The 12,027-nt window shown below is 29.9% G+C and carries 11 protein-coding genes; 6 read left to right on the top strand and 5 right to left on the bottom strand.

The genetic code is table 11. The features are described 5' to 3' along the window. Position 1 precedes the first annotated feature (1 nt). The 3 genes from WG945_RS00990 to WG945_RS00980 all read right to left on the bottom strand — a co-directional run bounded on the left by WG945_RS00990 (position 2) and on the right by WG945_RS00980 (position 3,808). On the bottom strand, positions 2-1,663 hold the full coding sequence (locus WG945_RS00990) for a S8 family serine peptidase (RefSeq protein WP_068449725.1): 1,662 nt from the start codon (positions 1,661-1,663) through the stop codon (positions 2-4). Between the two features lie 39 nt (positions 1,664-1,702). Further along, positions 1,703-2,890 carry a tRNA 2-thiouridine(34) synthase MnmA gene (gene mnmA / locus WG945_RS00985; protein ID WP_068449724.1) on the bottom strand — a complete coding sequence of 396 codons (1,188 nt, stop codon included), beginning with the start codon at positions 2,888-2,890 and terminating at the stop codon, positions 1,703-1,705. Between the two features lie 204 nt (positions 2,891-3,094). After that, positions 3,095-3,808 (bottom strand): toxin-antitoxin system YwqK family antitoxin, encoded by a 714-nt coding sequence (locus WG945_RS00980; RefSeq protein ID WP_068449723.1) that lies wholly within the window; start codon positions 3,806-3,808, stop codon positions 3,095-3,097. A 78-nt stretch (positions 3,809-3,886) separates the two neighbouring features. On the opposite strand from WG945_RS00980, the gene WG945_RS00975 reads away from it, so the two are divergent. The 5 genes from WG945_RS00975 to WG945_RS00955 all read left to right on the top strand — a co-directional run bounded on the left by WG945_RS00975 (position 3,887) and on the right by WG945_RS00955 (position 9,050). Then, entirely contained in the window at positions 3,887-4,438 is a 552-nt protein-coding gene (locus WG945_RS00975) for a hypothetical protein (protein WP_068449722.1), read from the top strand. 45 nt (positions 4,439-4,483) lie between these two features. Further along, a complete protein-coding gene (gene purB / locus WG945_RS00970) occupies positions 4,484-5,827 on the top strand; it encodes an adenylosuccinate lyase (RefSeq protein ID WP_068449721.1) in 1,344 nt (447 codons plus the stop codon). A gap of 3 nt (positions 5,828-5,830) precedes the next feature. After that, positions 5,831-6,316 (top strand): hypothetical protein, encoded by a 486-nt coding sequence (locus WG945_RS00965; RefSeq protein ID WP_068449720.1) that lies wholly within the window; start codon positions 5,831-5,833, stop codon positions 6,314-6,316. A gap of 57 nt (positions 6,317-6,373) precedes the next feature. After that, positions 6,374-6,649 carry a hypothetical protein gene (locus WG945_RS00960; RefSeq protein WP_157603605.1) on the top strand — a complete coding sequence of 92 codons (276 nt, stop codon included), beginning with the start codon at positions 6,374-6,376 and terminating at the stop codon, positions 6,647-6,649. A gap of 130 nt (positions 6,650-6,779) precedes the next feature. Further along, positions 6,780-9,050 (top strand): TonB-dependent receptor, encoded by a 2,271-nt coding sequence (locus WG945_RS00955; protein ID WP_068449718.1) that lies wholly within the window; start codon positions 6,780-6,782, stop codon positions 9,048-9,050. 52 nt (positions 9,051-9,102) lie between these two features. On the opposite strand, the gene WG945_RS00950 is transcribed toward WG945_RS00955, so the two are convergent. Together WG945_RS00950 and WG945_RS00945 are read right to left on the bottom strand one after the other, a co-directional pair. Further along, complete coding sequence (locus tag WG945_RS00950; protein ID WP_068449717.1) at positions 9,103-10,410, bottom strand: MFS transporter; 1,308 nt, start codon at positions 10,408-10,410, stop codon at positions 9,103-9,105. Between the two features lie 94 nt (positions 10,411-10,504). Beyond that, positions 10,505-11,308 carry a M48 family metallopeptidase gene (locus WG945_RS00945; protein ID WP_068449716.1) on the bottom strand — a complete coding sequence of 268 codons (804 nt, stop codon included), beginning with the start codon at positions 11,306-11,308 and terminating at the stop codon, positions 10,505-10,507. Positions 11,309-11,495: 187 nt separating this feature from the next. Between WG945_RS00945 and msrB the strand changes: the two genes are divergently transcribed. Further along, on the top strand, positions 11,496-11,972 hold the full coding sequence (gene msrB / locus WG945_RS00940; RefSeq protein ID WP_068449715.1) for a peptide-methionine (R)-S-oxide reductase MsrB: 477 nt from the start codon (positions 11,496-11,498) through the stop codon (positions 11,970-11,972). The last annotated feature ends 55 nt before the right edge of the window (positions 11,973-12,027 follow it).

The raw sequence follows: 12,027 nt of genomic DNA, 5'->3' as shown, positions 1-12,027 counted from the left end.
CTTATTCTTTAATTAATTTTATTGTTTTATATTGATCATCAGAAGAAATATTTACCAAATAAATACCTGTATTTAAAAACGAAATATCAATATTTGTGGAAGTTAGTGCTGCTTTTTCAAACACTTTTTTACCTAAAATGTTATAAATTTGAATTGACATATTCTCAAAATTATCAATAGAAATTTTAAAACGATCTTGAACAGGGTTTGGATATATCTTAAAATTGATGCTTTCATCATTTAATAAAGATAAACTAGCAATATATTTATTTAGTGCTGTTTCAAAATTCGGAATTCCATAACCATGTTGGTCTGTTGGGTTCTTAAATTTATCCGCAGATTCATAAATAGCTTTTTTTAAATAATCATTAAAATTTTCATTAGCGTTTTTTAAGGACGATTTTAAAAGAAATCCATCGTTTTGATTTAAACAAGCAATTAAACCAGCCATAATTGGCGATGAAAAAGAGGTTCCGCTAGATAAAGTTGTTATTTCTCCAGAAAGATAATGTATCAATGCTGGGTTTTGACCTTGACCTAAAATTTCTGGTTTTATTCTTCCGTCTGATGTTGGTCCAAAAGAACTAAAGCTTGCAATGTTTCCTAAAGAGTTTACAGCACCAACAGAAATTACAGAAGGTGCGTCTGCTGGCGCTCCCATATATTTCCAAGAATTATTTCCATCATTACCTACTGCATTAACTAAAAGCATACCTCTCGAAGCTCCAATTTCTGCCCCTCTAGAAATAAAAGTAGTTTTGCCATCCATATCTGCGTAAGTATGATTGTGATTTGGATTATCATACGTAGTATAACCTAAAGATGTATTTATAACATCAACTCCTAAACTATCTGCTCTTTCCGCAGCTTCTACCCAAAGCGTCTCTTCTAAAACAGTTTCTGTTTCTGAAATTTCTGATATAAATAAATAAAATTTTGCATCTGGAGCTGTACCAACATATGCATCTTTAATATAGCCAGCAATGGAAGACAAAACATGTGTTCCATGATTATTTCTTGTATAGAAATTATCGTTTCTATCGGCAAAATTATAACCTCCTAAAATTTGATTATTATCTCTAATTCTACTAAAAGCATCTAAGGTATTTACATTAGGAAAACCGGCATCTATAATTGCTATTATTTGACCTTCTCCTGTTAATTCTTGTTGATGTAAATAATCTCCTTTTAGCATTTTAATTTGATTATCTGCAGCTCCATAATTAAAATCGGTAAGGTTTTCTTTAAACTTATTATAATGATTAGCAGTGATCGTTTTTCCATTCGATTTGCCATTTAGATTCAAGGATTTGTTGGCAAATTCTACAGATGCTATAAAACTATAATTCGTAATTAAATTATTAATATTTACAATTTCTCCCTGAATATGAACTGCGTTTAACCACTTAGATTTCCCTAAAACAGTAATCGTATTATCACTTTTAAGTTGATCGTAATATGCCTTATCAACCGGAACATCTTTAGTGTCTAAAGAAATATTTAGTTTAGCTCTTCTATCTAATGCTCTTTGAGTAAGCATTAATGTAGGGTTCTCTAAAAAATTAGTTTCCTGAGGTTTATCTTTCAAAAAAAGCCAAGCATCTTCTTGTGCTGAAACTTTAAAAAAAACTATTAGACATAAAAAAAGTAGTAATTTCTTCATATTCCGAAATTACTACTTTTTTATGATTTTATAAATATTTTAAGAGATAACTCCTGAGCCTAATAATTCTTCATCTCTATACCAAGCTACAAATTGTCCTTCTTGTATGGCAGATTGTTTGTTTTCGAATTCTACATACAAGCCAGATTCTACTTTGTGTAAAGTAGCATTTTCTAAAGGTTGTCTGTATCTAATTCTTGCATCAACTTGCATGGTTTCTCCAACTTTTAAAGTTAAATCTTCACGAATCCAATGCATTTCTTCATTAGAAACAAACAATACGTTTCTGTATAATCCTGGGTGATTTTTACCTTCTCCTGTATAAATTACATTTTCTACAACATCTGTTTCTATCACATATAAACCCTCTTTTGTACCACCAACATTTAAGCCTTTACGTTGCCCTTTTGTAAAATAATGTGCTCCTTGATGTTTACCAACTACTTTACCATCATCTTTTTTATAAGTAAACTTGGTTGCAAAATATTTTAACTCATCTTCTTTACTTTCAAAAGAAGGTACTTGTTTTGTGTACTGTTCAAAATCTAAAGGAAGTGTAACAATTACTCCATCTTTAGGTTGTAATTTTTGTTGTAAAAATTCTGGCAAACGCACTTTACCAATAAAGCATAAACCTTGAGAATCTTTCTTTTCTGCTGTAATTAAATCTGCTTCTTTAGCAATTGCTCTTACTTCTGGTTTTGTTAATTCACCAATTGGAAATAAGGCTTTTGTTAATTGCTCTTGAGATAATTGACATAAAAAATAAGACTGATCTTTGTTATTGTCTTTACCTGCTAATAATTTATAAACAGGTTTACCGTCAATAATCTCTTCACCTTTTCTACAGTAATGACCTGTAGCTACATAATCTGCACCTAATTTTAAAGCGATGTCCATAAAGACATCAAACTTAATTTCTCGGTTACAAAGTACATCTGGGTTTGGAGTTCTACCTTTAGAGTATTCATCGAACATATAATCTACAATACGTTCTTTGTATTGTTCACTTAAATCTACAACCTGAAAAGGAATTCCTAATTTTTCTGCAACAATCATTGCATCATTAGAATCCTCTAACCAAGGGCATTCATTAGAAATAGTGACAGAATCATCATGCCAATTTTTCATAAAAAGCCCAATTACTTCATACCCTTGTTCTTTTAATAAATGTGCAGTAACACTACTATCTACACCACCAGAAAGACCAACAACTACTCGTTTCATTTTTATGTTTTGAGGCAGCAAAGGTACAAATTAGAAATGGTTTTTATAGATTGAAAGAATTGATGTAACAATTGTTTTACTTTATATTGAAGTAAGTAGTTAACAAGGTTAAAAAGACATCTATAAGCTCAGTACTATAAACGTTAAAACGTATCAATCTTTAAACCATAAACCTTTAGATTGTACAACTTTGTTATTTTGAAATTAATCTTCTTTTTTACGAGTAAACGTACTTTTTTTTCTAACTTCTTTTTCTGTGGCAACTTCTCCGTCCATATAGTACTCCCAATTACCAACTCTTAATCCGTTTTTATAATTCCCCGTTTCTAATAACTGTCCGTCTAATTCAAAGAATTTTGCCAATCCGTTTAACTCCCCATTTTCATAAGTTAGCTCTTGAATAAGTACTCCATTACTAGCATATTTACTACTTGTAGCATCTAACAAACCGTTTTTATAATTAGAAAATTCAGTAACCTGACCATCTTGATAATAAATTATTTGTGGTCCATGTAATTTTCCGTTTTTATAATTTTCTTCTGACATGATGATGCCATCAGGATAAAAATATTTCCAATTACCAACACGTTCTCTCCCCTTCATAACTCCTTCAGTTTCAATTTTACCTTTTAAAGTGAAAAATTTGACATATAACGAATCTGAGTTTTCATAAAATGTTTTAATAATTACTGGATGCACAGAACTTGTAATATCATAAAACTTAAAAACACCTACTTCTTTACCGTTTTTAAATTGACCAACATAGCGTATTCGTTTATTTGAATAATATTTTTTCCAAACACCTACTCTTTGATTATTAGCATCTAATTGATTAATTTTTTGCCCATTAAAATTTTCACTTGTAAAAAAACAAGCGAAAAAGAGTAAAATAAAAAACAGTCTTTTTATCTTTATCATTAAATATAATTTTAAAACAAAGATACATTAATAGTGCCAAAAACAAATCTCTTTTTTATAACCGAACAACTCCATGATATGGAAAACCCTAAAAGGGAAAACCGACAAAGAGTGGCAAATATTGTATTAGAAAATCAAAAATTATTTAAAGAATTGGTTGCTATTACTTTTGATGTTGAAAATAAAGTTTCTATAAAAGCGGCTTGGATTTTAGAGTGGATTTGTACACATCATCATTTAGAATGGATTTTACCTCATTTAGATGAATTCACTCTAAAAATTAAAACCTTAAAATTTGATAGAGCCATTAGACCATGTGCTAAAATTTGTGAACACTTGGCTACTGCTTATTATTCTAAAACAGCAAATGATGTACAAAAGAAACTGACAAAAAATTATATAAACAGTATCGTCGAAACAGGTTTCGATTGGTTAATTACACCACAAAAAATTGCAGTAAGAGCTTATACAATGACTACTTTGTACTATTTCGGATTGGAAAAAGAGTGGATTCATCCTGAATTAAAACACTTAATTCAAACTAAAATTATACATGAAAGTAAGGGGTGTAAAGCTCGTGGAAGATTCATTTTAGAATTGATAGAAAAACATGGAAAATCTACTTTATAAATCTGTTAAATTCACTATTTTTGCATTTAACAACAGAACTAAAAGATGAACTTAACAAAATTAAATGCCATCTCTCCTATTGATGGTCGTTATAGAGATAAAATATCAAAATTAGCAGATTATTTTTCGGAAGAAGCTTTAATAAAATACAGAGTTCGTGTAGAAATTGAATATTTTATTGCTTTATGTGAAATTCCTTTACCACAATTAGCAGATTTCAACAACGATTTATTTGATGATTTACGTAAAATTTATATTGATTTTACTACAGAAGATGCTCAGAAAATAAAAGATATAGAAAGCATTACAAACCATGATGTAAAAGCTGTTGAATATTTTATCAAAGAAAAGTTTGATGCATTAGGTTTTCAGGCACATAAAGAATTTATCCATTTTGGATTGACTTCTCAAGACATTAATAACACTGCTGTTCCGCTTTCTATTAAAGAGGCTATGAATGATGTTTATGTTCCTCATTATTTAGAACTTTTAGAAAAATTACAAGAATTAGTTATTGAGTGGAAAGACATTTCTATGTTGGCAAGAACACATGGTCAGCCAGCATCTCCAACAAGACTAGGTAAAGAAATAGACGTTTTTGTTGTACGTTTAAAAGCACAATTCAACTTATTAAACGACATACCAAGTGCTGCAAAATTTGGTGGTGCAACAGGTAATTATAATGCACATAAAGTTGCATACCCAAGTATAGATTGGAAAGAATTTGGAAGTACTTTTGTACAAGAAAAATTAGGTTTACACCACTCTTTTCCAACAACACAAATAGAACACTATGATCATTTAGCAGCTCTTTTTGATAATTTAAAACGTATAAACACTATTATTTTAGATTTAGATAGAGATTTCTGGACCTATGTTTCTACAGATTATTTTAAACAAAAAATTAAAGCTGGTGAAGTTGGTTCTTCTGCAATGCCTCATAAAGTAAACCCTATAGATTTTGAAAATTCTGAAGGAAACTTAGGTTTGGCAAATGCAATTTTCGAACATCTTTCTGCTAAATTACCTGTATCTCGTTTACAACGAGATTTAACAGACAGTACGGTTTTACGTAATGTTGGTGTACCATTTGGTCATACAATTATTGCATTTACATCAACCCTAAAAGGATTGAATAAATTATTGTTAAACAAAGAAAAGTTTGAACAAGATTTAGAAAACAATTGGGCTGTTGTTGCAGAAGCAATTCAGACAATCTTAAGACGTGAAGCATATCCAAATCCTTATGAAGCCTTAAAAGGATTAACAAGAACGAATGCAAAAATTAATCAGAAATCAATTGCAGATTTTATTGATACTTTAGAAGTTTCATCAGAAATTAAAGAAGAATTAAAAGCAATTACACCAAGTAATTATACAGGGATATAAGTTATGTTTAAAATAGAACCAAGAAACAAGAATCAAGAATCAAGACAAAAGGATGCTAAAAAACGGTACCCTCTTTTATCTTGTTTCTTGGTTTTATTCAGTATTATACTTTCCTCTTGTCAATCAGATTTAAAAGACAATTCTGATCGCTTTAAAGAAGGAGTTTTTGAAATTCCTGCTGGTGATGGCTATAGTAAAACTACGATTATTAGAAAAGATAGCCTTCAAATTGAAGAATATGATAAAATTATAAGTATCTCTAACGATAGTACTGTTACTGAAAAAAATATAAAACATATTGATACTTTATATATCAAATGGAAAAATAATTTCTTTTACACATTAAAAATGAAATCTCCTAAAAAGGAGATAGATAAGGAGCCTATTTATGTTCAGATTACAAAAGTTACAGACAGTTCTTTTAGTTTTTCTGCAAAGATTGGTTTTAGTAAATTTGCCACAGACGGTACCATTTATAAAGTAAAATAAATTAGAAAAAACAAACTCTTGTTTAAAAGAATACTCAGCATTTTTTTTCTTTTACTATTGATGATACCTACATCTATAGAAATAATACATGATTTAGAAAATCATGAGCATGCTGTTTGTACTTCTAAGACTGACCACCACGTTCATATACAACATTTAGATTGTGCTGAGTTTCATAAACAATTAACCGTATTTTCTATGGATTTTACATCTAATTATGATGTAATTCCTAAACATTATTACACTTCTATTTTTATTGATAAACCACAAAGAATTAAAAAGGTTTATCGCTCTATGAAGCCTCCTAGAGGCCCTCCCTATTTTACTATTTAAATATTTAATTATCATTACGAAAGAGAAACGATTGAAACAATCTGTTGCCCTATCGTAGTGCATTTTTTTAAAAGCCTTTTCGTTAAAAAACGTAAGGATCTAAACCTATTTTAATAGTAAAATAACATCAATGAAAACATTTATAAAATTACTACTTTTAGTAGTAGGGTTTTCTGTGAATGCACAAAATAGCATTTCAGGAACAATTACAGACAACAACAATAATCCATTAGAAGAGGTACAAATTTACGCACAAGAATTGCATAAAGGAACTACAACTAAAGAAGGCGGAAGTTATGTTCTAAGAAATATTCCGAAGGGAAAAATAAAAATAACTTTTAGCTACTTAGGGTATAAAACAGTTTATAAAATAATTGATTTTAACAAAGAAAACATCGTTTTAGATATTCAATTACAAGAAACTCCTTTTAACATGGATGAAGTTGTAATATCTGCACCTTTTAATAAATTACAGTCAGAAAATGTAATGAAAATAGAAAGTATTTCTGCTAAATCTATTCTTAAAACTGGTGGAACTTCGCTTGTAGAAGGAATTACAAATATCCCTGGAGTATCACAAATATCTACCGGAGCTTCTATAGGTAAACCTGTAATTAGAGGATTGAGCGGAAATAGAGTTTTAGTTTATACACAAGGTATCCGTTTAGAAAATCAGCAATTTGGTGGTGAGCACGGTTTGGGGATTAATGATGCCGGAATAAGTAATATTGAAGTTATAAAAGGTCCTGCATCTTTACTTTATGGATCAGATGCCTTGGGTGGTGTTTTATATTTGATCCCAGAAAAATTTGCAGCAGAAAACTCTAAGGAACTTAATTTTAGTCATCGTTTTTTTGGTAATACCTTAGGAACAAATACATCTGTTGGCGCAAAACTATCTTCAGAAAGCTGGAAATTTTTAGCAAGAGGAACGTATGCCGATCATGTTGATTATAAAATCCCTACGGATGAAAGAGTTACCAATAACCGTTTTAATGAAAAAGATTTTAAAACAGGAATTGCTTACTCTAAAAATAAATTTACTTCAGAAATTAGATATAATTTTAACAGATCTCTATTAGGATTACCAGAAGAAGGAATAGCTGAACAGTCTACAAGCAGAACACTTTTAGAACCTTACCAAGCAATAGACAATCATATTATAAGCTCTCATAATCATTTCTTTTTGGGTGACTCTAAAATAGATTTAGATTTAGGATATACTTTTAATGATAGACAAGAGTTTGAAGAGCATCACGACGATCACGAAGATGAAGATGAACACGATCATGAACATGAAGAAGAGGAGCACGAAGAAGCTGCTTTAAGAATGAAGTTAAAAACTTTTAGCTATAATGCAAAATATCATTTTCCTAAAATGGGAAATGTAGAAATTTTATCTGGAGTTCAAGGTCTGCATCAAACAAACACCAACTTTGGTGAAGAAATATTAATTCCGGATGCAACTATAAATGATTTTGGTGTTTTTACAACCGCTTACTATTCTTGGAATAAAAATACAATACAAGCCGGAATACGTTATGACAACAGAAATATAGACACTCAACAACATGAAGTTGCCCACGAAGATGAAATTCATGTTTTTGAAGCAATCGATAAAACATTTAATAGTTTTACATCTTCTTTAGGATTTAAAACCTCATTAACGGATAATCTTGTAGCAAGAATAAATATAGCTACTGGATTTAGAGCACCTACTTTAGCAGAACTATCTTCTAACGGAGTGCATCATGGTACCAATAGGTTTGAAAAAGGAAACAGTAATCTTACAAATGAAAAAAACACTCAATTCGACCTTTCTTTAGAGTACAAAACAGAACATTTTGAGTTATTTGCTAACGGATTCTATAATTTATTAAACGATTATATTTTTATTTCTCCTACAGGAGAGGTTGAAGATGGAGAGCCTGTTTATAGCTATCTGCAAGAAGACGCAAAATTATATGGTGGTGAATTTGGTTTTCACTTACATCCACATCCATTAGATTGGTTACATTTAGAGAGTTCTTTTGAAACCGTAATTGGAGAACAAGATAATGGAGATTACTTACCTTTAATTCCTGCAAACTCTTTGAAAAATACATTAAGAACTGAATTTGATATCAAAAAATGGATGCAACAAGGTTATGCTTCTTTAACTTTAAAAAGTACATTTTCTCAAAATAATATCGGACCATTTGAAACGTATTCACCTAGTTACAATCTAGTAAATTTTGGTTTTGGTGGAGACATCAATTTAAGTAACCTAAAGTTTTCTACAAGTTTGTCTGTAAACAATTTATTAGACACAAAATATGTAGATCATTTATCTCGATTAAAATCTGATGAAATTTTAAATCAAGGACGAAATATTATATTAGGAATTAATTTTAATATTTAGAAGAATCTTAAAAATAAAAAAAGAGCTGAATTTTAAAAATTTAGCTCTTTTTTTATTTTACATATTTCGTTTTCTTAATACGGCTTATGGTAATAAAAGAAGCTAAAAAGAACACCGCCAATGCCAACACACTAGACTGTATAGAAATCATAGAGTTTAAGACTCCAAAAGTTACCATACCTACAACTAAAGCTATTTTTTCTGTTACATCAAAAAAGCTAAAATAAGATGCATTGTCTTCTGTTTTTGGCAACATTTTAGAATAGGTAGATCTTGCTAAAGATTGTATCGCTCCCATTACCAAACCTATTAATGCACCTAAAATATAAAAATACATTTCTATATTTGGAGTATCTTTAGTTAAATTAAATCCTATAAAACAGACGAGTCCCCAAATAGCGATTGTAATTTTTAATGTTTTTATATTCCCAATTTTGTTTGATAATCTAGAAAACAAAAAAGCACCAAGTATACCTACAAACTGTACTAATAAAATTGTTGCAATTAAATTTAGCGTTTCTAACCCTAAAATAGTTCCAAAAATACCAGCCATTAAGATAATTGTTTGTACACCAATACTCAATAAAAAAAAAGAAATCAGAAATAATTTTAATTCTTGATACGCAAATAACTCTTTGGCTACTTTCTTAAACTCTTTTATCCCTTTTACAAAATAATTATCTTTTGGTAATTTGCTTTTTTCAGAGTCTGGTAACTTGGCATACGTAACTTGTGCAAAACCTAACCACCACAACCCTACTAAAACAAACGATAATTGGGAACCAAATTGTTTATCATAAAAACCAAACACTTCTGTTTCTATAATTACCAAACATAAAAGTAATAACAAAATTGCCCCTGCATAGCCCAACATAAAACCTTTTGCACTAACATTGTCTTGTTGTTCTGGATGTGCTACTTCTGGCAAATAGGCATTGTAAAAAACAATACTACCCCAAAAACCAATACTTGCCAAAATGGTAAAAACAATTCCAACCCAAAGAGTTTCTTTGCCTGTAAAAAAGAACAAACACATTACAGATAACGAACCTAAAAGACAAAATCCTTTTAAAAATTTCTTTTTATTTCCTGAATAATCTGCAATACCAGAAAGCATTGGAGAAATAAATGCAACTACTAAAAAAGAAAAAGCCAAAGCATAATTATACAAGGTCGTTGGCGTCCATAGTGTTCCTAAAAAGGAAATTTTTCCTTCGGCATTGGCAAAACCTTCAGACGAAGTTAAACCTGCATAATAAATAGGAAAAATAGCCGTACTTATTACTAAAGAATAAACTGAGTTTGCCCAATCATAAAAAGCCCAAGCATTAATTAATTTTTTATCTCCAATTTTTAACATAGAATATTTTTTATAAAAAAAGCCGTTCAAATTTTAATTTGAACGGCTACAATATAGGCAATCTATTTGTTTTCTTATTTTTTATTTATATGTTTTACTTGGCATTATACTGTGCTGCATATTTTTGAGCCGTTGGTAAATAATTTTTTAAATCTTGTATTCTAGATTCATTAGAAGGGTGTGTACTTAAGATTTCTGGTTGAGAACTACCGTTAGATAAATTACTCATTCTTACCCAAACTTCAGCAGCTTCTCTTCCATCATAACCAGCCATAATCATAAAAACCAAACCTAACCTGTCTGCTTCCTGCTCATGAACTCTACTAAATTTCAACATTCCTAAACCAGTAGTAACACCAAATGCAGTATTCCATAATTGTTGAGATTCTTCACTTTTACCAGAAGTACCCAATGCTACTGCAACACCACCTAATTGTTGTAATTGTCCTTGAGACATTCTTTCTTGTCCGTGTTTTGCAAATGCATGTGCAACTTCATGTCCCATTACTGCGGCAACTCCATTTTCATTAGCACAAATTGGCATAATACCAGTATAAAAAACAACTTTCCCTCCTGGCATACACCAAGCATTTACGGTTTCATCATCTACTAAATTAAATTCCCATCTATAAGAATCTGCTTCTGAGCTCATATTGTTTGCTCTCATAAAACGATCTACCGCTGCAGAAATATTTTTACCAACATTTTTAATTTGGTTAGACATTGCAGTATTTGTAGATAATTTATTTTCTTCTAAAAAAGTACTGTATTGTGCAAAACTAGTAGGTAACACTTGTGCATCACTAACAAAGTTTACACGACTTCTACCTGTAATTGGCACGGTACTACACTCAACAAATAGTAAAACTGTTAAAGCTAAAAAAATTATTCTTTTCATCTGTTTATTTTTTTTTATGATCACTAATTAATAAGACACATCTTTTTATAAATTGTCACTACAAGATGGTTCTTTACAATTTATAAAATTACATATTCTATCTTTATCAAAAAAATAATTTATTACTGAAACTAAAATCTGTAATTATCACTTAAAGTTCTCGTCTAAAATAGAAACATTTAAATTTATGAAAAACATTTTCTCTTTGCTAGTTGTACTTTTAATGATTAGTTGTAATAGTAGAGCACAGACTCCTTCAAAAGAAAAAAAAACATATCGTATTGAAAAAACAAATGCTGAATGGAAAAAAGTATTGACTCCTAAACAATATTATATATTACGAGAAGCTGGAACAGAAAAACCTTTTTCTAGCTCTTTTAATACAAATAAAGAAAAAGGGACTTATGTGTGTGCTGCTTGTGAAACACCACTATATAAATCTGAATACAAATATGATTCTGGTTCTGGTTGGCCTTCTTTTGATAGAGCGATAAAGGATAATATTGAATTAGATGTAGATTATAAAATTGGGTACAAAAGAACAGAATTAAAGTGCAATACATGCGGAAGTCATTTAGGACATTCTTTTGATGATGGACCTAAAAACACTACAGGAGAACGTCATTGTATTAATGGAGATGCATTAAAATTCGTAACCCAATAATGAATCAAGACAAATAAAACACCTTGTTTTTCGTTAATTTCTTATTAAAAATGCA

The sequence above is a fragment of the Polaribacter atrinae genome (genome assembly GCF_038023995.1).
GTDB lineage: Bacteria > Bacteroidota > Bacteroidia > Flavobacteriales > Flavobacteriaceae > Polaribacter > Polaribacter atrinae.
The sequence above is the reverse complement of the archived record's forward strand: the minus strand, read 5'-3'. Positions and strand labels throughout refer to the sequence as shown.